This window comes from Embleya sp. NPDC050154 (genome assembly GCF_044460165.1).
In the GTDB taxonomy this organism is placed as follows: domain Bacteria; phylum Actinomycetota; class Actinomycetes; order Streptomycetales; family Streptomycetaceae; genus Embleya.
This window is the reverse complement of sequence record NZ_JBITJP010000010.1, coordinates 156,972-177,196: the sequence shown is the minus strand read 5'-3', so window position 1 is coordinate 177,196 and position 20,225 is coordinate 156,972. Positions and strand designations below refer to the sequence as shown.

At 72.8% G+C, this 20,225-nt stretch carries 18 protein-coding genes; 7 read left to right on the top strand and 11 right to left on the bottom strand.

What is annotated here, in order from left to right; translation table 11 throughout:
* Positions 1-152: 152 nt before the first annotated feature.
* The 5 genes from ACIBSV_RS22310 to ACIBSV_RS22290 form a co-directional block, all read right to left on the bottom strand.
* Entirely contained in the window at positions 153-362 is a 210-nt protein-coding gene (locus ACIBSV_RS22310) for a hypothetical protein (protein ID WP_395865611.1), read from the bottom strand.
* 126 nt (positions 363-488) lie between these two features.
* On the bottom strand, positions 489-1,409 hold the full coding sequence (locus ACIBSV_RS22305; RefSeq protein WP_395865609.1) for a branched-chain amino acid transaminase: 921 nt from the start codon (positions 1,407-1,409) through the stop codon (positions 489-491).
* A 297-nt stretch (positions 1,410-1,706) separates the two neighbouring features.
* Positions 1,707-3,455, bottom strand: coding sequence for an aminotransferase class I/II-fold pyridoxal phosphate-dependent enzyme (locus tag ACIBSV_RS22300; protein WP_395865607.1), 1,749 nt, complete (start codon positions 3,453-3,455; stop codon positions 1,707-1,709).
* 428 nt (positions 3,456-3,883) lie between these two features.
* The gene (locus ACIBSV_RS22295; protein WP_395865605.1) at positions 3,884-4,756 is read right to left on the bottom strand and encodes a PaaX family transcriptional regulator C-terminal domain-containing protein; all 873 of its coding nucleotides are present in this window, start codon (positions 4,754-4,756) and stop codon (positions 3,884-3,886) included.
* A gap of 38 nt (positions 4,757-4,794) precedes the next feature.
* Positions 4,795-5,457 (bottom strand): GNAT family N-acetyltransferase, encoded by a 663-nt coding sequence (locus ACIBSV_RS22290; RefSeq protein WP_395865603.1) that lies wholly within the window; start codon positions 5,455-5,457, stop codon positions 4,795-4,797.
* Between the two features lie 161 nt (positions 5,458-5,618).
* Between ACIBSV_RS22290 and ACIBSV_RS22285 the strand changes: the two genes are divergently transcribed.
* A complete protein-coding gene (locus ACIBSV_RS22285; RefSeq protein WP_395865601.1) occupies positions 5,619-6,659 on the top strand; it encodes an alpha/beta hydrolase family protein in 1,041 nt (346 codons plus the stop codon).
* A 13-nt stretch (positions 6,660-6,672) separates the two neighbouring features.
* Here the strand turns inward: ACIBSV_RS22285 and ACIBSV_RS22280 are convergent, their stop codons facing one another.
* The gene (locus tag ACIBSV_RS22280; RefSeq protein WP_395865599.1) at positions 6,673-7,095 is read right to left on the bottom strand and encodes a MarR family winged helix-turn-helix transcriptional regulator; all 423 of its coding nucleotides are present in this window, start codon (positions 7,093-7,095) and stop codon (positions 6,673-6,675) included.
* Positions 7,096-7,349: 254 nt separating this feature from the next.
* Between ACIBSV_RS22280 and ACIBSV_RS22275 the strand changes: the two genes are divergently transcribed.
* Entirely contained in the window at positions 7,350-8,450 is a 1,101-nt protein-coding gene (locus ACIBSV_RS22275) for an alkene reductase (RefSeq protein ID WP_395865597.1), read from the top strand.
* Between the two features lie 11 nt (positions 8,451-8,461).
* Here ACIBSV_RS22275 and ACIBSV_RS22270 read toward each other — a convergent pair whose 3' ends face one another.
* From ACIBSV_RS22270 to ACIBSV_RS22260, 3 genes are all read right to left on the bottom strand, one after another.
* The gene (locus ACIBSV_RS22270; RefSeq protein ID WP_395865595.1) at positions 8,462-8,899 is read right to left on the bottom strand and encodes a CBS domain-containing protein; all 438 of its coding nucleotides are present in this window, start codon (positions 8,897-8,899) and stop codon (positions 8,462-8,464) included.
* Positions 8,900-9,516: 617 nt separating this feature from the next.
* Positions 9,517-11,298, bottom strand: a complete 1,782-nt coding sequence (locus ACIBSV_RS22265) for an LCP family protein (RefSeq protein WP_395865593.1) — start codon at positions 11,296-11,298, stop codon at positions 9,517-9,519.
* A gap of 465 nt (positions 11,299-11,763) precedes the next feature.
* On the bottom strand, positions 11,764-12,456 hold the full coding sequence (locus tag ACIBSV_RS22260; protein ID WP_395865591.1) for a TetR/AcrR family transcriptional regulator C-terminal domain-containing protein: 693 nt from the start codon (positions 12,454-12,456) through the stop codon (positions 11,764-11,766).
* 147 nt (positions 12,457-12,603) lie between these two features.
* Here ACIBSV_RS22260 and ACIBSV_RS22255 point away from each other — a divergent pair, with 147 nt between their 5' ends.
* The 3 genes from ACIBSV_RS22255 (at position 12,604) to ACIBSV_RS22245 (ending at position 15,586) form a co-directional block, all read left to right on the top strand.
* A complete protein-coding gene (locus ACIBSV_RS22255; protein ID WP_395865589.1) occupies positions 12,604-13,020 on the top strand; it encodes a cupin domain-containing protein in 417 nt (138 codons plus the stop codon).
* On the top strand, positions 13,017-14,465 hold the full coding sequence (locus ACIBSV_RS22250) for an MFS transporter (RefSeq protein ID WP_395865587.1): 1,449 nt from the start codon (positions 13,017-13,019) through the stop codon (positions 14,463-14,465). The genes ACIBSV_RS22255 and ACIBSV_RS22250 overlap by 4 nt, the downstream gene beginning before the upstream one ends.
* A gap of 437 nt (positions 14,466-14,902) precedes the next feature.
* Entirely contained in the window at positions 14,903-15,586 is a 684-nt protein-coding gene (locus tag ACIBSV_RS22245) for a L,D-transpeptidase (protein ID WP_395865585.1), read from the top strand.
* A gap of 71 nt (positions 15,587-15,657) precedes the next feature.
* Here ACIBSV_RS22245 and ACIBSV_RS22240 read toward each other — a convergent pair whose 3' ends face one another.
* Positions 15,658-16,506, bottom strand: coding sequence for a helix-turn-helix domain-containing protein (locus tag ACIBSV_RS22240; RefSeq protein ID WP_395865583.1), 849 nt, complete (start codon positions 16,504-16,506; stop codon positions 15,658-15,660).
* A gap of 153 nt (positions 16,507-16,659) precedes the next feature.
* Positions 16,660-16,992 carry a TetR-like C-terminal domain-containing protein gene (locus ACIBSV_RS22235; RefSeq protein ID WP_395865911.1) on the bottom strand — a complete coding sequence of 111 codons (333 nt, stop codon included), beginning with the start codon at positions 16,990-16,992 and terminating at the stop codon, positions 16,660-16,662.
* Between ACIBSV_RS22235 and ACIBSV_RS22230 the strand changes: the two genes are divergently transcribed.
* Both ACIBSV_RS22230 and ACIBSV_RS22225 read left to right on the top strand, forming a co-directional pair.
* Positions 16,986-17,939 carry a helix-turn-helix transcriptional regulator gene (locus ACIBSV_RS22230; RefSeq protein ID WP_395865581.1) on the top strand — a complete coding sequence of 318 codons (954 nt, stop codon included), beginning with the start codon at positions 16,986-16,988 and terminating at the stop codon, positions 17,937-17,939. The genes ACIBSV_RS22235 and ACIBSV_RS22230 overlap by 7 nt on opposite strands.
* A gap of 232 nt (positions 17,940-18,171) precedes the next feature.
* Positions 18,172-19,722, top strand: coding sequence for a PucR family transcriptional regulator (locus ACIBSV_RS22225; protein WP_395865579.1), 1,551 nt, complete (start codon positions 18,172-18,174; stop codon positions 19,720-19,722).
* Positions 19,723-20,225 lie beyond the last annotated feature (503 nt).

Genomic DNA, 20,225 nt, shown 5'->3' with positions numbered 1-20,225 from the left:
CCCTAGAATTTCAAGTTGACTTGAGGTCAAGGTCGACGATCCGGACGTGTCGATGCCCTCGGGCCGTCGACGACCCTTCGGAACCGTACACAGCGAAACGGCCCGTCCACCCCGAGGGGTGGACGGGCCGTTTCGGTGCGAGTCGCGAAACGTCAGTCGATCGCGACGAACGAGTTCGTGGAGTGCCACACGGCGAAGTCGCCGCCGTGGTGGCCGCAGCCGTCCGAGAACTTCACGCCGGAGCTGGTGTGGTGACCGACCACGAGGCCGTCGTCGTGGCCGCCCGCCTGAGCGGTGCCGGCACCGGCGAAGGCGAAGAGCGCGGCGCCGGCAACGGCGATCAGCGAGGTACGGAGGCGCATTGTCATCTCCCATGAAATGTGGGTGAGCGGGACGTAAATCCTGATATCCACAAAATCACAGCAATATGGGTAAGTTCGCCCATTAGGGGCGTGTCGTGCGCTCGTTACGACCCGTTCGGCCCGTCGTCACTGGTGCACGAGGGTGAGCCAGTGCGCGTACCGCTCGTCCGTGCCGGTGATCGCCGCGGTGTAGGCGTCCTGGATCTTCCGGGTGATCGGCCCGGTGGCCACCTCGCGGTCGTCCAGCGAGGCCACCGCGACCACGCCCGCGGCCGTGCCGCAGACCATGATCTCCTCGGCGGTGTACAGATCCGAGCGGAGCAGGTTCTCGGTACGGACCGCCAGACCCAGATCCGCGGCCAGGGTGAGCACGGTGTCCTGGGTGATCCCGCGCAGCGCGCCGGCGCTCGGCGGCGGGGTGAACAGCACGCCGTCGCGCACCGCGAAGACGTTGGCCGCGCTGCACTCGCTGACGTAGCCGTCCGCGTTGAGCAGCAGCGCCTCGTCGTAGCCCGCCCGCAGCGCCGCGGTCTTGGCCAGCGCCGCGTTGAGGTAGCCCGCGGTGGCCTTGGCCGCGGGCGGCAGCGCGTTGGGGTCGTTGCGCCGCCACGAACTGGTGGCCAGGCGGATGCCGCGCTCGGCCGGCGCGTCGCCGAGGTAGGCGTGCCACTCCCACCCGGCGATGCTCACCTCGACCGCCATCTCGGGCCGCAGGGCCGGACCCATCTCGCCGTAGCCGATGTGCGCGAGATGGCGCAGGTAGCACTCGGAGTGCCCGTTGGCCGCGATCAGTTCCAGCGTCGCGGCGCGCAGTGTGGGCAGGTCGTAGGGCAGTTCGAAGCCCACGATGTGGGCGCTCTCGCGGAACCGCCGCAGGTGGTCGTCGAGCCGGAACACCGCGGGGCCGCGCGGGGTGAGGTGGGCCCGGGTGCCCTCCAGTACGCCGGTGCCGTAGTGCAGTCCGTGACTGAGGACGTGCACCTTCGCGTCCGCCCACGGCACGAGCGTGCCGCCCATCCAGATCCGGTCCGCTTCGGTCAGTGCCATTGCTGCTCCCGCCCTCGTGCGCTCGTGCGTGGTCGCCTTCGGCCGCGGGCGCCGTGCGGCGCCGCCGTCGGGCGTGCTCGACAAGTGGATCACCGAGAGACACTTCGATGGGCCACTTGATGAGTGGCACATTAGCCCGATCGCTATTGGTCCACTAGTGCCGATCCGCCATCCGGACACGCCCGAGCCGCCCCTCGGCGCGGGCCGGGGGTGCGGGCCGGGGTGCGGGCGGGCGGCTTACCGGACAAGGGAGTTCATCACCGCCCGGAACGGACCCGGGCCCGCCCTGGTGCGGCACTAGCGGACCCGACGGGCCTCGCGCCAGGCCGCGGACAGGAGTTCGACGGCCTGGGACAGCACCGGTTCGGGCCACGCGAAGCTCAGGCGGATGTGCTCGGCGGCGCTGTCCGGGTCCGGCGCGAAGACGGCGCCGGGGGAGACCGCGACGCCGTGGCGAAGGGCGCCGGCGACGAAGTCCTCGCCGTCCACGCCGGGCAACCGGGCCCACAGGGACAGGCCGCCGCTTGGCAGGGTCCACTCCCACTCGGGCAGGTGCCGGGTGAGTTCGGCGGCGAAGTGGTCCCGGCGGGCGGCGAGCGTGTCGGCCCAAGCGCGGACCCGCCTCGGCCGGTCGGGGTCGCGCAGCAGGTGGATCGCGAGTTGCTGGTCCAGCGTGGAACAGGCCAGGTCGGTACGCTGCTTGGCCTCGATCAGCAGGGTCCGCACGGAGGTCGGCGCAGCCACCCAACCCAGCCGCAGACCGCCCCACGTGGTCTTGGACAGCGAACCCAGGCACACCGTGCGCTCGGGCAGGTGTTCGGCCGCCGAGGCGACCGGCCCGTCGGCGAGCTCGGCGAGGGTGCGGTCCTCCACCAGCAGCGCGCCCTCCTCGGCGGCCACCCGGGCGACCGCCTTCGCCCGCCGGGCCGAGACCATGGCTCCGGTCGGGTTGTGCACGGGCAGCGAGAACGCGTACGCGGGTCGATGCCGGCGGATCGCCGCCCGCAACTCGTCCGGATCGAAGCCGTGCCGATCGCCCGGCACCGGGATCGCCTCGGCGCCGAAGCGGTACGCCGCGGCGAGCATCCCGGGATAGGTGGTCGGCTCGACCAGGATCCGGTCGCCGGGCGCGAGCAGCGCGTCGGCGACCAGGTGGATCGCCTGCTGCGCGCCCGAGGTCACCACGATGTCCTCCGCGCCGAACCCCGCGGGCAACGCGTGCGCCGCGACCAGCGCGCGCAGTCGCGGGTCGCCGGCCGGCGCGTACCCGTCCTGTGGTCGGGCGTCGAGCAGGTCCTCCACGCGCAGCGCGGTGTCCGGCAGCAGCGAGGCGTCGGGTACGACCGCCTTGGCCAGGTCGACCACGATGGCGCCCTCGCGCAGCCAGCGGGAGAAGGTCGGCCGACCGCCGGGACGCACGTACGAGCCGCTGCCGTGGCGCCGTTCGACCAGGCCGATCCGGTTCAGCGAGAGGTAGGCCGAGGCGACCGTGCCGCGACTGAGCCCGAGCGCCTCGGCGAGCGCGCGCTCGGACGGCAGCCGGGTCTCGGCGAGCAGGTCGCCGCCCTCCACCAACTCGCGCAGCGCGTCGAACAGCCGCTCGCCGCGCGAGCGGCGCTCGTTGCGCCGGGGGCGCCCCATGCGCTCGGCGACCACGACCGCGAACTGCTCGACCTCCACGACCACTCCCTCGACCCACGTTCCCTCGGATGGCTCGACGATATGGGGTCGCGCGGGCTCGGCACGCCGCCCGCTACCACGGCAGCGGGTGGGTGTCCCGGAAGAAGCCGCCGGTGGGGCCGTTGTCGGGAAGGGTCGCCGCCCAGACGATGCCCGCCGCGACCGGGCGCCCGCCGCGACCGGGCGCCCGCCCGGGCCGCCCATCTCGGTGGCCACCCAGCCCGGGCAGATCGCGTTGACCAGGACGCGGTCCGGGCGCGGTTCGGCCGCGAGCATCCGGGTGGGCGCGTTGAGACCGACCTTGGAGATCGTGTACGTGGGCGTGCCGCCGCCCATGTTGGTCAGCGACGCGGCCTCGCTGCTCACGTTGAACCACCCTGGGATGGGCCGAGCGGCGCGGCAGCGGCAGGAACGCCTGCACCGTGCGCCAGGGCCCGTACAGGTTGGTCTCGCCGGCCTCGGCCACCACGTCCAGGTCCGCGTCGGTCGCGCGCTGCCAGGTGTCGTAGGTGATCGCGGTGTTGTCGACCTAGCTTCGCGGCGCGTGGGTTCCTTTTGTCCTCAAACGCCGGACGGGCTGATTGTGGATGGGCTTGGTGAGTTTGCTGGACTTTTGGGGTGTCCTGGGTGTCCTCAAGCGCCGGACGGGCCGGAGGGGTTGGGTGAGCTTCATGGATGCGCTGCGGTTTTCGGGTGCCCTCAAGTGCCGGGCGGGTTGAGTTTGGGTCGGCTTGGGGCGTGTGCTGGGGTTTTGGGGTGACTTCGAGCGGGGGTGGGGGCGAGTTTCGGGTTGGTCAGAGGGGGTGGGGGTCGGGTTCGTATAGGCGGTATAGGCGGCGGGTTGTGTGGGTGTGGTCTCGGGCCGTTACCGCGTTCCAGGCTCGGGAGAGGAGGTTGCGGGCCTGGTGGCCGGGCCAGGGGGTGGGGAGGAGTTCCGGGGGGAGCAGGGGGTCGGGTTCCATTGCTCGGCTGAATTCGACGGTCAACTCGACGCCGATGGTGAGTAGTTCGACGTCGTCGATGTCGGCGTTCGATTCCAGGCGGGCCAGTCTGGGGCGGGTGGTCTCGATCAGGCGCTCGTAGCGCTCGGCCAATTCGGTGAGCGGCCACAGGTGGGCGGCCAGTTCCGTCGGGCGATCGAGCGGGCCGATGCGCAGGTCCCGGCTGGTGAGCAGGGTTACCGCGTCCGATACGCCCAGGCGGCCCGCCTCGGCCGAGACCAGGTCGGTCCACTCGTTCGCGGACACGTACAGGCCGCCGTGCAGCGCCGCGCCGCCCAGTCGCAGGATCGCGTCGCGCAGCGCGTCGCGCGCGGATCGCGCGGACTCCGGGATCGCGAACGCGACCAGTCGCCACGTGCCGTCCCACGGTTCCAGGCCGCGATCCTGGCGGAACGCGTAGCGGACGAACTCGACGTTGGGTTCGATGGTGCGCAGGGTGTCCTCGGACGCGCTCAGCACCGCCTTGCGACCACGACCGTGATGGGTGAACCGCCCCTCGGCGATCAGGCGTTTGACGCACAGCCGCACCTGCTGGTCGGTCATCCCGAGCTCGCCCGCGACGGTGTACAGCTCGCCCGCGTCCACGCTGCCGTCCGGCCGCACCAGCGCGTACACGAGGGTGCGGGTCGGGATCTCGACCGGGTCGACTCCTGGCGTTCCTGGCATGGCCCGAGCATACGAGCGCGCGGGGCGGCCCATCCCGCTCACCCGCGCGCGGGCGTCGAGGCGGGCCCGATCCTGCGGATCATGGTGGTCACGGCCCCGAAGCCCAGCAATGGGCGCAGGTAGGGCGTGTGCTCGGTCCTGGTCGCGACGAAGCCGTGTCGTTCGTAGAGCGCGCGGGCACGCGGGTTCACGTCGATCACGTCGAGCCGGATCCGTCGGCAGCCGAGTTCGCGGGCGAGCACGGCCACCTCGTCCAGCAGCAGGCTGCCGATGCCCGTGCCGCGCTGCGACGGGTCGACGGCGATCCCGTCCATCACCAACTCCGACGACCCGGGCCTGCGTTCGAGCAGGGCCAGGATGGCGACGCGGTGCAGGCCGCCGAGTCGGCCGTACGCGCGCAGCACATCGCGCGCCGTGCCGCCGGTGAGGCCATGGCCACCGTGCGTGTAGCCGGCCAGGCCGACCAGTACGCCGTCCCGGGTCGCGGCGATCGCGCGGTCCGCGTGCAGGTGCTCGGCGATGAACGCCGTCCCGGCCTCGGCCGGGCCCAGCGCGGTGCCCAGCTTGCGCCCGAACGCCTCCCAGTACAGCTCGGCCGCCCGCCGGCGCGCGTCGGGCGGCAGGCCGCGGCGGATCAGCAGCGCGCCCGGGTGCCGGTGATCCGAACCGCGTCGATCGTTCGGCTCGCTCGCCTGGTCCATCGCTGCCTCCGGGTGGTGGGTCGTCCTCGGCGTCGTGGTCGATCATGCCGGGCATCCGGAGACAGCATACTTGAAACGTTCGTTTGACAGACGAGCGTTTGCAATTCGATAGTTATTGCGGATGAGGGTGCGATACGCAGCCGGATGAAGGAGACGAAGGCATGAAGCTCGGATCGGTTGTTCGACGCCATCGCGGGCTCACGATCGGCGCCGCGATCGTCGCGCTGCTCCTGTTGGTCGGCCTGGGCGCGGTGGTGTACGCGGACCGTGCGAACACCTACGACCTCGACGAGGAGCGGATCTCCTTCCGGGACGGCGCGCAACGGCTGGACGGTGTGCTGGCCAAGCCCACGCGCGGGCGCGGTCCGTACGGGCTGGTCGTGTTGGTGCACGGCGACGGGCCGAAGAACGCCACCAACGACGGGTTCTACCGGCCGCAGATGGAGGCGTACGCGCGGGCGGGCTACGCGACGTTGTCCTGGACCAAGCCCGGAGTGGACGGCGCGCCGGGGAACTGGCTCGACCAGAGCATGGAGGACCGCGCCCGGGAGACCGAGGCGGCGATCGCGTGGAGTCGCTCCCGGCCGGACGTGGACCACGCGCGGGTGGGCCTGTGGGGTGCCAGTCAGGCGGGTTGGGTGTTGCCGAAGGTGGCCGCGCGCACGCCGGACGTACGGTTCCTGATCGCCGTCTCGCCCGCGATCAACTGGTTGCGTCAGGGCCGCTACAACCTGCTCGCCGAACTGCGCGCCGAGCACGCCTCGGCGGAGCGGATCGAGACCGAGGTGCGGCGCAGCGACGAGACCCGACGGCTGCTCCAGGAGGGGGCGAGCCACGAGCGGTACCGCGCGGCCCTGGGGGACGCCGCGGACATGCCGGCCGACCGGTGGGCGTTCGCGCGCAGGAACTTCGCCGCCGACGCGAGCGCGGACCTGGCCGGGGTGCGGGTGCCGGTGTTGTTGATGCTCGCCGGGCACGACGTGAACGTGGACGTCGCGGAGACCGAGGCGGAGTATCGCCGACTGCTGGGCGGGCGGGCCGAGTTGACGGTCCGGCACTACCCGGGCGCGGCGCACTCGATGGTGGAGAAGGACATCGAGGACTCGCGGGTCGACACCTGGTTCACGGCGGTCTTCGCGCCGCGTGACCTGTTCGCCGCCGGGTACCTCGGCGACCAGCGACGCTTCCTGGCCGGGCGCTGAGCACCGCTCCGGGTCAGAGGGCGACCGGGATCGCGCCCAGGGCCGTCGTCACCTCCGCCAGGTGCGGATCGGCGGCGGCCTTGGCCAGTGCGGCGGTCAGCGCCTCCGCGTAGGTGGCGTCGGCCTGGGCCAGCCGGGTGCGCCCGTCGTCGGTGATCACCGTGTATACGCCTCGGCGGTCCTTGGGACACAGGTCGCGTCGGGTGAGTCCGTCGGTTTCCAGGCGGACCGCGAGGCGGCTGACCGAACTCTGGTTCAGACCGATCGAATCGGCGAGTTCCTGCATGCGCAGCTCGCCGTCGGGCGCGACCGAGAGCCGGGAGAGCGCGCGGTACTCGGACAGGCCGATTCCGTGCCGCCGTTGCAGCGTCCTGCCGAGGTCGTACTCGACGCGCGCGTGCAGTACGACGACCTGTTCCCAGAGTTTCGCGTCCATGGCCCGTCCCCTTTCGCCGTGTGGGCGAGTCGCCCGTGCGGGCGGGTCGCCGGTTCGGTGGAGTCCCGGCGGCCGGTCCGGCGGAGCGTACGACCGCTGTTGACAGCAGGTTACATGCAGTGCCAGATTATGCATGCACAAGCAAACAATGTATGAGCATACACCTTCCTGATGTACGCAGATCGAGGTCACCGTGCTCGACCGCCGGCCCCGATCCCACCGAAACCGATCGACCCGATGAAACGGATGACGCGTTGACCTCTCCCACCGCCACCGCGAACCCGCTGCTGACCCCGCACCGGCGCGGCCTCCTGGACCTGCCCAACCGGATCGCGATGGCCCCGATGACCCGGGGCCGCGCCGACGACACCACCGGTGTGCCGAGCGAGCACGCCGCCGCCTACTACACCCAGCGCGCCGGCGCCGGGCTGCTGATCACCGAGGGCATCTCGATCCACCCGCTCGGCAAGTCCGGCCCCGGCATCCCGGGACTGCGCACCGACGAACAGGTCGCGCGCTGGCGCGAGATCACCACCGCCGTGCACGACGCGGGCGGCCGGATCTTCGCCCAGCTGTGGCACGTGGGCCGGATGACGCACCCGGTGACCCTGGACGGCACGACGCCGACCGCGCCCTCGGCGGTGCCGATCACCGAGGCGCCGATCTTCACTCGGGACGGCCTGCTGCCGCACGTGACCCCGCGCGCACTGACCCTTGCCGAGATCGAGGAGGTGATCGCGGCGTTCGCGCGCGGTGCGCGGCGGGCGATCGAGGCCGGGTTCGACGGCATCGAGATCCACGGCGCCAACGGCTATCTGTTCCAGCAATTCCTGGCCGAGAACACCAACCTGCGCACCGACCGCTACGGCGGGTCGCGGGAGAACCGGCTGCGCTTCGTACTGGAGGTGGTGGCCGCGGTCACCGCCGAGATCGGCGCGGACCGGGTGGGCCTGCGCATCTCGCCGGACAACCCGGAGAACCAGATCCGCGAGGCGGACGCGCGCGGGACCTACCGGGCCCTGGTCGACGCGCTCGACCCGCTCGGCCTGGCCTACCTGCACGTGCTGGAGCGTGGCGACTACGCCGCCCTCGCGGATCTGCGCCCGCGCTGGACCGGCACGCTGATCGCGAACCACAACGGCCCGACGCCGGTCGACCCGGCGACGGCCGAGCGGTTGCTGGCCGCCGAACTGGCCGACGTGGTGGCCTTCGGCCGGCTGTTCATCAGCAATCCGGACCTGCCCGCGCGGATCGCCGAGGGGCTGCCGTTGGCCCCGCCGCCGGTGGCGGACGTGTACGGCGGGGGCGCGCGCGGCTACGTGGACTACCCGGCGGCCTCGGGCGCGGCCGGTTAGGCGTCCGGGCTTCAGGCAGCAGCGTCGAGCGGGCCGCGCTCGCCGGTGAGCACGGTGCGCAGCACGTCCGGGGTGAGCAGGCCGACGGCGCGACCAGCCTCGTCGGTCACCGCCCACACCCGCATGCCCCGGGCACGCATGGTGGCCAGCGCCTCGCCGGCGGGCATCTCCGGCCGGGCGAACGGGCCGCCGTCGTGCGTGATGTTCCCGATCGGCGTGCGCGCGGTGTACCACGAGCGGTTCTGGTACGGCGCGAGCTGCGCCCGGCGCACGACGCCGAGGCAGCGGCCGTCCTCGGCGTGCAGGATCACGTGGTCGGCGTCGGCCACCCGGATGATGTCGACGGCCTTGTCGACCATGGTGTTCACGTCGATCCGCAGCTCGGCCGGCCGCATGGCCTGCGCGACGGTGAGCGGACCGACGGGGCGATGGTGGGGTATGGCGGTCATCGTGGGCACCTGGTTTCCAGTCGTCCGGATCCGGGGTTCGCACCCGGGTCGCCGGTGGTTCGGGTCATGGGGGACCGCGGCCGGTGGGGACCGGTCGCGGGTCGGACCGTGCGCGCACCGTCTTCGGACGACACGCCCCGGCGGGGCGGCGGAAGTTCGGCGCTGAAGCCACCCGTGGACGCGGCCGGCGCGCGACGTCGAACCTGCCGGGAACGGGCCGGGAAATACCGGCGTGCCGGGGCTCGACGCGGGCGTGACCGCCTGCGGTGGATGGCGACGCGAGAGTCGCGATGGCGCTGTGCGCTCGGTCGGCGGGCGAACCGCGGTCGCCGGAAACCCGGTTCACCAGTCCTGCGGATCCGGCCGCAATGGCCGACGTCCTCGCCCACCGAGGACGGCGTCGGCGCGCAGGCCGACGTACGACATGTCTTCGGTAGGGCCACCTTACCGTCTTTTTGACGTCTTTCCGACGGGCGGTCGACCCGGCGTCGGGACGATTGGGGGTGAACCGGCTTAATCCGCCCCACAGTTCGGGCGTGCCGGCGCCGCCGAGTCGGGTACCGGCGCCGGCCGAGGCCCCGAATCGCTCGGCCTGGGCCGGTGCTCCCCGGCGGTTGCTACCAGGTGTAGATCGGTTTGCCGTTGCGGTCCTTGGCCTCGGTGTAGACCTTCATGCACGCGCCCTCTTCGGAAGCGTTCAGGGCGGAGGAGCCCTTGGGGAGTTCACCGGCCGGCGGGGGCGGCGGGGCGGACGGCGGTGCCGAGGGGGTGCTGCTCTTGCCCGCGCCCTTGAAGGTGGCGCCGGAGCCCCAGTCCGCGCCGATCTGCACCGTCACGTGGGTCGCGTTCGGCTGGGGGGACAACGCGGTGGCGGGCAGGCCGAGCGCGTCGGCGACGGCCTGCGCCTGGACCTGGTCCTTGGCCGGGAAGATCACCGCGCTGGTCTGTCGCTTGATCGGGTTCGGGTCCTTCGTGGTCTTCGTGAAGCCCTGTGCGATCAGGCCCTCCGTGACAGCGGAGGGCAGGCTCGTCCTGGTCGTGCCGTTGACCACGGTGATCCGGATCGCGGCCTTGTCCACCGCGGGCGGCGGGGGCGGTTGCGGTGCCGAGGGCGGCGCGGTGGTCTCGGTGCCCGGCGGCGGGCCGTTCTTGTCGAAGGCGACGTCGGAGCGGACCATCTTGAACAACGTCTCGGCGGACGCGGCCGGGACCAGGTGCTGATCGGGGGCCTGCGGATCCGCGTCGTGCGGCATCGTGGTCATGGTGATCCGGTTGGTGTTCACCTTGTTCAGCGTGGTCGCCAACGAGGTGAGCTTCTGGATCCCGTTGAGGCCGTCGTCGACGGTCAGCGACCTGGTCGCGGCGTCGGCGACCTTGAACAGTTTGATCGGGTTGGTGATGGTGCTGTTCGACTTGAGCGTGCGCACCATCGAGTTGAGGTACATGTGCTGCGCGTGGGTGCGCCCGACGTCGCTGCCGTCCTCGAAGGCGTGCCGCGTACGCAGCCACTTGAGCGCGTCCTCGCCCTGGATCTTGTGCGTGCCGGCGGTCAGCCGCAGGTGCGAACCGATCACGTGCCGTTCGCCGTTGACGTACTCGACCGCCTCGTCCTGGATGTTCGACTGCACGCACACGTCGACCCCGCCGACCGCGTCGGCCATCGAGACCACGCCGGAGAAGGTGACCATCATGAAGTGATCGATGTGGACCTTGGTGAGCAACTGCCACGTGCCGACCACACAGCCGGGCCCGCCGCGACCGAGGCTCTCGTTGATCGTGGCGTTGATCGGCGGGAACTTCTGCTTGGTCTTCGGGTCGGTGCAGGCCGGTATCGCCACGCGGGTGTCGCGCGGGATGCTGATCACCGACGCGTTGCTGCGGTCCGCCGAGACGTGCAGCAACATCTGCACGTCCGCCCGCGGCGCGCCGCCGTCGCAGGCGCCACCGAGCTTGCAGTCGGTCGGGTCGTTCCGGCCGTCCGAGCCGATCATCAGGATGTTCATCGGGGTGCGGCCGAACTCGTCGGGCGCCTCCTTGGGCACGTCCACGTCGCTGGTGTTGAGCTTGCTGTGCTTGATGTTGGCGTTGAGCTTTTGATAGATCACGTAGCCGGTGATCCCGAGCGCGACCAGCACCAGCGACATCACCAGCGCGGTGATCTTGAGCTTGCGGAAGCGGCGCGGCTTGCCGTGCCCGGTGCCCTTGGCCCGTCGGGCGGCCCGACCGCCCGAGGCGTCCTCGCCTCGGCGGGCGCGCGGTACGGCGGGCGCTTCGTCGGCGGGCTCGGCACCGAGTTCCTCGCCGTCCGCCGCGGGAGCGGTCGAGACCGCGTCGGAGGAGGGTGGTCGCGACGCGTTCGCGCGCCGACGGCGACCACCGGACTCCGGTGCGGAACTCAAAACGACCCCCGAGAAAGATGTCGTCGAACCGATGCCGCGTTGCCGCGGACTGGCTCGACACCGTACCGGGCGGCCGGAACGGACCGAACAGGTGCCGGCCGCACGTCGTCGTGACGGCGGCCTCCTCGGAAACGGACGGCTTCGCGCACAGGTTGGTTGCGGCGCGGACGATCGGTTCGGGTATGGCATGGGTCACGGCGCGGCGCGCGTGCCGCGCGGGGCGGGAAGCGGTGGCGAACGACAAGGACGACGCCGCCCTCGGGGGGAGGGGGCGGCGCCGTCGTTCAGGCGTCGGTGAGCGGGATCACCTCTCGGCGGGGGGCACGCCGCGACTCCAGCCGAACGGTAATTCGCGGCGGCAAAGGTTGGGCCCGGGGACACCCGTTCACCGACTGTTCGGTACAACGAGCGAACGCCGGCCACCATTCCCGGACATAGCGGTTGATCTTCCGATCACGTCTTCGATCACGTCCCTTCCGGCCCCGAAGACGGGTTCGGGCGCGGGCCGGCCGAATGCGCGTCCAGGCCCGCGATCAGCAGGTCGAGACCGGCGTGGAACTCGGTCTCGGGCGTGCTCTCGGCGGCGGCCCCGGCGATCTCGATCAGGTACGGGAAACGGTCGGTGGGCAGCGCGCGGGCCCGGTCGGTGATCGCCCGGACGTCCTCGTCCGGCGCGATCGAGAGCGGGCCGGCAAGTTCGGCCTGGGCGAAGCCGGTGACGAAGCCGGTCACGGCGCGGAACGCGTACAGCAGGTCGGCCCCGCGCCGGCCGCTGCGGGCGAGCGCGCGCAGCAACGCCTCGCCGTGCGCCAGCGTGGACCCGTCGGTGATCCGGCGGGTGAGGATGAGCGGGATGACGTCCGGATGGGCGCGTACGGCACGCCAGTTCGCTTCGGCGAGCCGGCGGGTGTCGACCCGCCAGTCGTCGTCCTCGGCGTGCTGCTCGTCGAGAGCCGGCAGGGCGTCCGCCATCACCGCCTCGACGAGCAGCCCCTCCAGGCCCTCGCGCCCGTCCACGTAGTTGTAGATCGTCATCGCCCCGGTGCCCAGCGCCGCGGCCAGGCTGCGCATGGTCAGCGCACCCAGGCCGTGTGCGTCCACCAGGGTCAGGGCCGCCGTGCGCAGTTGCTCGCGGCTGAACTTTCGGGGCGCGGGCACGATGCTCCTCCTTGACTTACGTACAACGTACGTGTTCGATGGGCGTTGTTCACGTACAGAGTACGTCAACGCGGCTCCGGCGGCTCGCGCCGAGCCGGACGGGCGCGCCCGGATGCGCCCGATTCCCTTTTGTGGCAAGGAGCTTCGATGACTCACATCGATGTGTTCGAGGACGCCCTCCGGTTGGCCGAAGGCGGCCGGATCAGCGCCGGGGAGCGCCGGATGAGCGGCGCCGACGGTGCCGACGGCGTCGATCAGGGGTGGCAGTTGGCCGCCTTCCATGTCGAGACCGACGCCGACCTGCACGCCGACCACTGGGAGATGCATCCCGAGTCCGACGAGGTGGTGTGCGTGTGGACGGGCGCGCTGCGGATCGTGCTGCGCGCCGAGGAGGGCGCCGGTGAGGAGTCGCCGGTCACCCTGCGGGCCGGCGGCGCGTTCGTGGTGCCGCGCGGGCGTTGGCATCGACTCGAGATCGAGGAGCCCGCCGATCTGATGTCGATCTCCCGGCGCTCCGGCACCCGCCTGGAGCGGCGGGCCGGGCGGGCGGGGGAGCGGGCATGACCGGGACGATCGAATCGGCGGCCGTTCCGGTCCGGATGCCGCGTGCGACCCGGATGTTGCTGGTCGTGGTGCTGACCGTGCAGTTCACCGTCGCGCTGGACATGTCCGTGGTCAACGTGGCCCTGCCGGACATCCGCGACGATCTGGGCTTCGGCGCGGACGGGCTGCCGTGGGTGGTGAACGCGTACGCGCTGAGCTTCGGCGGGCTGCTGATGCTCGGCGGCCGGATCGGTGACCTGGTCGGGCGCCGTCGCACACTCCTCGCGGGCCTGGCCGTGTTCGGCCTGGCCGGTCTGGGCGGCGGCTTGGCCACCACGCCCGGCGCGCTGATCGCGGCCCGCGCGGTGCAGGGGATCGGTGCCGCCGCGCTCGCGCCGGTGGCGTTCGCGCTGATCACGGTGACCTTCCCGGCCGGGCCCGCGCGGTCCAGGGCGCTGGGGTTGTGGGGTGCGACGGCCGCGGCGGGCGGTGCCTTCGGAGTGCTGATCGGCGGGCTGCTCACCGAGTCGGTGGGCTGGCAGGCGGTCATGTTCATCAACGTGCCGATCGTCGCGTTCGCCATGTTCGCCGCGCGCGGACTGCCGGCGGATCGACCCGTGCCCGGCGCCACGCCCAGGCTCGACCCGGTCGGCGCGCTCTTGGTCACCGCGGGTGCGACCACATTGGTGCTGGGCGTGGTGCGGGCCGAGCGGCAGGGCTGGGGATCGGCCGTGACGATCGGTACGCTCGCCGCCGCCGCGGTCCTGCTGGCCGCCTTCGTTCTGGTCGAACTGCGGGTCACCGAGCCGCTGTTGCGGATGGGGTTGTTGATCCATCGGCCGGTGCTGGGCGCGAACCTGTTCATGATGCTGCTGTTCTCCGGCCAGTTCGCGGCGTTCTACTTCACGTCGTTGTATCTCCAGCAGGTGCTCGACTACGGACCGGCCGCCGCCGGCGCGGCCTTCGTGCCCTTCTCCGGCGGGATCGTGATCGGCTCGGTGCTCGCCACCCGGACGATGGCCCGGATCGGCCCGGGACGGCTGCTCGCACTGGGCGCCGTGCTCGCGGCGGTGGGCTTCGGCTGGTTCGGGCTCGCGTTCGACGTCGACGGCACCTTCCTGCGCTCGATCCTGGGTCCCTCGCTGGTCGCGAGCATCGGTGCGGGGCTGTGCTTCGTGCCGCTGGGCACCGCCGCGACCGCGGGAGTCGCCGCGCACGAGGCCGGGATGGCCGGCGGACTGATCAACAGCTCGCGACAGATCGGCGGTTCGATCGGCCTGGCCGGGCTGGTCACGCTGGCCGCGTCGGTGATCGGACCGGACGGCGGCGGGTCCGAGCGCGAACTCGCACACGGGTACGCGGTCGCGCTGGAGACGGCGGGCGGGCTGCTCGTGTTGGCCGCAGTGGTCGCGCTGGTCCTGGTGCCGGCCAAACTCGGGGGTGCGCCCGCCGGCGAGCGGGGATAGCCGCCGGGGCGGGAGCAGAGCCGGGCGCCCGGTGGTGTGTCGGTGGCGGCTTCGCTCGGCTCCCGGCCGGGGTCACGAGGGGGCCTCGGCGTTCGGCCCCGCCCCGGGCCTGTCAAGTGGACTCCATGGACGCCTTGTTGCGTCGGTCACAGGCGAACCAGTCGGCTGCATAACGTCTTTCGGGCGGGGTCGGCCGCGCCGCGCGATGCTCGTCGGCGCGGGCCGGCCGCGAACTCGACGGCCCTCCCACGTATATCGCTGCTTTCCACCGGGTAGCGTCGGGTCGTCGTGACCAACCGGTACGGCGACAAGCGTGCGTCGTTGTCGACTCCGCGCCGGACCGACCGAGCGTGGAAGCCTGCGTACCCGCCGGCGACCGGCGTACGGGCGTGCCGCACCAGGCTGCGGGCGAGCGTACGACGCGAAGGGGAGAGCCGATGAGTGTATTCACACGTACGTGCCGGCGAGCGGGGGCGGTGGCGGCCGCGACCGCCGTGGCGGTTCCGCTGACCGTCGCCCTGGCCGCGCCCGCGAGCGCGGCCCCCTCCGCGTGTACCGCGCGGACCGGGCCGTATCAAAGCCAGGTGGAGAAGGCGTTGGGGCTCAAGGTGGACGGCCGGCAGTCCACCGCCGACTGCCGCGCCATCCGTACCTATCAGGCGCAGAACGGCATCCGCCCGGCGGCCGGCTACGCCGGGCCCGTCACCTACGGCGTGATCAAGCGCAAGGCCGGCGGCGGGGAGGGCGGTTGCCCGACCGATGTCGGTCGGATCGCGTGCGTGGACCTCGGCCGGCAGGTCAGTTGGATCCAGGACGGCGCCAAGCAGGTCTACGGCCCGGTCGCCATCCGCTCCGGGCGGGACGGCTTCGAGACCCGCACCGGCCTGCACAAGGTCTACTACCGCGCGATGAACCACTGGTCGACGCTGTACGACGTGGCGATGCCGTACAGCCAGTTCTTCGACGGCGGCATCGCGTTCCACGCGATCGACGGTTCGGTCACGTCGCCGCCCGGCTCGCACGGCTGCGTCAACATGCGGCCGGCGGACGCCCAGGCGTACTGGGGACTGCTGCACACCGGCGACGAGGTGTACGTGTACGGGAACAAACCCGGTACCTGACGGGCCGGTTCGGGTCGTCGGCCCCGGTCGCCGGTCGGCCGGGCGGGTGTGCCCGGTCCCGGCGGGCGCGGTCAGACCGCGCGCAACGCGCCCGGATGCCGGCCGGTGAGGTGGTCCAGGGCCGCGGAGGTGGGCTCGTCGAACGGGAGGTAGACGACCAGGGTCTGGTCGACGTCGGCCAGGTCGAGGATCTCGCGTTCCAGGCGCAGTTCGCCCGCCTCGGGGTGGGCCAGGTGCTCCACGCCCACCCGGCGCGGCGGCGTGGCGGGCGCGGCCAACCGCTCGGTGAACGCGGTGCCCGCGGTGACGGCCATGCCGTCGAGGAAGTCCTGCACGTGGGGATCGCCGAACGAGGACGCGAACCGCAGGATCGCGGCGTGCTCGTCGGCTATCCGCTCCCAGTTCGGGTAGGCCGCGCGTGCTCGCGGATCGGTGAACACGTAGCGCGCGAGGTTGGGTTCCTCCTCGTCCAGGATGCCCAACGGACGGGCGAGCCGCTCGTACCCGTTGGTGAAGGCCAGCACGTCGCCGAGCCGGTTGACCAGCAGCGCGGGGGCCGGTTCGAGCCGGTCCAGGAGCGCGCGCACCGTGGATCGCACGGTCCGGGCGGGCGGTTCGCCGCCCGTGCACGGGAACATCTCGCCGGTGGCGGCCTTGGCCAAAAGGCGCACGTGCACGCGCTCGTCCGCGGTCAGCCGCAGCGCGTCGGCCAGCGCCGCCAGCACGTGGCCGGACGGGCGGCGGTCGCGGCCCTGCTCCAGCCGCGCGAGGTACTCGGCGCTGACTCCGGCGAGGGTCGCCAACTCCGACCGGCGCAGGCCCGGGGTACGCCGCCGGGCACCGTCGGGAAGCCCGACGTCGGCGGGCTTGACCGCCTCGCGGCGGTCGCGGAGGTAGGTACCAAGTTCGTTCTCGCTCACGGCCCGCAGTCTAGGGCGCGCGCAAGCCCCGATCGTGGCCCCGGTGCTGCCCGTCTGGGAACGGGCTTCCTCGGCCCCGGCCGACCGAGCACGGTGGGCGGGGTGTCGGCCGCGTCCCGGTCGGACGATCGGCGGACGCGCGCGGGCCGGTGGTCAGTTCGGGTCCGCCGCCGGTGTGGCCGAGCCGATCAGGGCCGCGGTGGTCGCCGAGGTCAGTCGGTCCAGGTGGTCGTCGGTGAGCGGGGTGCGGGTGACCGCCAGGCGCCAGTAGAGCGGCCCGACGATCAGGTCCAGTGCCAGGTCGACGTCGACGCCCGGCGGGAGTTCGCCGCGTGCGCCCGCGGCCCGCAGCACGGCGGTGCCGATCCGGCGCTGGGTGCCGTGCAGCACGGTGTCCAGGCGCCTCGCGGGGTGAGCGACCCGCGCCGCACGGGGTGCGCCGGCCGCGGGCGAGCGGGTGAGGGAGCATCCTGGGTGGTGTGAAATCCGATCGACTGCTCTCCATCCTGTTGCTCCTGCAGACTCGTGGCCGGGTACCGGCGGCCGAGTTGGCCGAGCGGTTGGAGGTGTCGACGCGGACCATCTACCGCGACGTCGAGGCGCTGTCCACGGCCGGTGTGCCGGTCTACGCCGAGCGCGGTCGGCACGGCGGGATCTCGCTGCTGCCCGGGTTCCGGACCGACGTCACCGGGCTGACCTCGGACGAGGCGCGTGCCCTGTTCGTGCTCGCCGAGCAGGGCACGCACGCGGCACTGGGCCTGGACGGCGCGCTCGGCTCGGCGCTGCGCAAGGTGATGGTCGCGCTGCCCGCGCCACATCGGCCCGCCGCCGAGGAGATGACCCGCCGGGTGCTGATCGATCCACAGCGGTGGATGTCCGGGCCGAGTCCGGCGGTGGACGTGGCCGCGTTGCAGGACGCGGTGTTCGCGGACCGACGGTTGCGGATCCGCTATCGACGCAGCGGCTCGACCACGCCGCGCACATACACCGTCGACCCCTACGGGCTGGTCGCCAAGGCGGGTACGTGGTACCTGGTCGCGGATCGCGGTGGGACGCCGCGGCTGTTCCACACCGATCGGCTCACCGGGCTGACCGTCACCGAGGACCCGGTGCGCCGTCGGCCCGGGGTCGAACTGGCCGAGGTGTGGCACGCGTTGCGCCGAGGCATCGACGAGCAGCCGGTGGCGGTGCGGATCCGGGCCCGGGTGCGGCGGACCCGGGTCGACATGTTCGTCCGGATCGTCGGGGCCTGGCTGACCGGGCCGCCGGCGGATCACGACGACGAGTGGGTGACGGTCGAGTTGGGGTACCCGGCACTCAGCGCTGTGCGCCAACTGCTCCAGTTCGGCACCGACGTGGAGGTCCTGGATCCGCCGCAGGCGCGCACGGCGATGGTCGAGACGGCGGCGGCGATCGTCGGCGCGTACGGATGAGATCCGCGCGCGCGTCCCGGGCGCGGGCCGGTCCCGGAGGAGGCCCTGTACGCCTCGCGCGCGCTTCGGTCGGCGGGGGTGCGGGCCCTTCGGGTCGGCGCCTTTTCGGCGGCGGAGGTGTGGGGAACCGGCGGAAGCGCCGTGTCCGCATCGCTCCGTGTTCATACGATCATCGGAACACGATGAACGAAGGCTTGGGGGCACGGCGGTGCGGGTCGAGGATCTGTTGGGCATGCCCGAGCTGCGATTGGCCCTGTTGGCGGGTACGGAGGGACTCGCTCGCGAGGTGCTTCGGGTGTCGGCCGCCGATCCGGTCGACCCCGGCGGGGGCACGATCGCCGGCGAACTCGTGGTGCTGCGCGCGGACGGATACGGGGTCGACGGCGCGGTACCGGTGCGGGCGCTCGTGGCGGGCGGTGCGGCGGCGGTCGTGGTGTTGCCGGAGGCGCGGGGTGGGGTGGATCGGGTCGAACCGGCTCCGGACGACGTGCCGTACGCGCTGGTCGAGGTCTGTGGGCAAGCCGGCCTCCCGCTGTTCCTGGCCCCGATCGGGGTCACGGCGGTGCGGATCGCCGAGGTGGTCGCGCACCGGGTCGCGGTCGAACGCGGGCCGACCACGGGACACCTGTCCGGTCGCCAGCGCCGGCTGATCACGGCGCTGGCCGAGGGGGCGGACACCCAGGACCTGCTGGATCTGCTCGCCCGCGAACTCGGCGCACCCTGCCGGGTGTCGACGCCGGCCGGCCGCGTCCTGGCGAGCGCGACGGGGAGTGGGCCGGCGCGGGGGCCGGCCGTGGCGGGCGACGTGGTGGACGCGGTCGAGACGGTGCGCGGCGCGCTCGCGGCGGAGCGGCTGCCGGCACTGATCGAGGGCGAGACGGTGTTCGCGCTCGGTCGGGGGCCGGCGTTCGCGGGATACCTCGTGTGTGCCGGGGACCGTACCGACGACGAGGCCCTCGCGCAGGCCGCCGACCTGCTGCTGCTCGGCGGCGCCCGGCGTGCGGAGCGGCTCGCCGTGGAGCGCGCGCACGCGTGGGAACTCGTCGACCTGGTCGAGTCGGACACGGCCCCGGACGCGGTCCGGGCCCGACTGGGCGCGGCGGGGATCGGACCGGACGCGGCGCCGATCGTGTGTTGTGCCGCGGGCGACGGGGCCGACCCGGCGGTCGGGCGGCTGGTCGTGGACCTGATCGAGCGGGTGTTCGCGGCGGATCCGGCGACGCGATGGGTGGTGGCCTGCGGCAAGGCCGAGTCGGTCGTCTTCGCGTCGGCCGGGACCGGGGCGGGCGCGGCGGCCCGGATCGCCGAAGAGTTGGAGCGGGCGGCGCACTGGTGGGAACCACTGCTCGGGTCCGAGCGGGTCGCGATCGGCATTGCCGGGACGTCACCCACGTGGGCGACGGCCTTGGCCGAGGCCAGGGGCGCGCGGGACATCGCGTGGGCGCGCCCCGGCCGGCTCACGGTGGCCGCGGGCCCGGGGATCGACGCGTACCCGGCGCTGTTGGCGGCCGTACCCGGGCCCGTGCGCAGCGCGTTCGCCGATCGGGTCCTGGGCGGCCTGCGGGCGTACGACGCCGAACACGGCACCGACCTGATCGGCACGCTCGCCGCCTTCCTGGCCGCCAACGGGGCCTGGCAGCGCTGCGCGGCGATGCTGGACGTGCATGTCAGCGCGCTGCACCAGCGGATGGGCCGGGTCCGGGACCTGACCGGCCGGGACCTGTTCTCGGCCCGGGACCGGGTGGATCTGCTGCTGGCCCTGGAGAGCGACCCCGGCTGCTGAGACCGGCCCCGGGACGAGGGCGGCGGCGCGGTCGGGAGTGGGGCGAGCGTGGTTGCACGGCGGGGACCGGGACGGGCGTGGCGGTGCTGTCGGGGCCGGGGCGAGTGCGGTGGCACGGTCGGGAGTGGGACGGGTGCGGTGGGACCGCGGGGACCGGGGGGCGTGGCGGTGCTGCCGGGCCGGGGCGAGTGCGGCGGCGCGGTCGGGAGTGGGATGGGTGCGGTGGGACCGCGGGGACCGGGGGGCGTGGCGGTGCTGCCGGGCCGGGGCGAGTGCGGTGGCACGGCGGGGGCTGGGACGAGGGTCGCGGTCCCTGCCGGGGCCGGGGCGAGCGTGGTTGCACGGCGGGGGCCGGGGCGGGTGCGGCGGTACTGCCGGGGCCAGGGCGGGTGTGGCGGTGCTGCCGGGGCCAGGGGCGAGTGCGGTGCTACTGCCGGGATCGGGGGCGAGCGCGCTGGCACGGCGGGGCCGTGACGGGGCTGCGGTTCCTGCCGGGGCCGGGG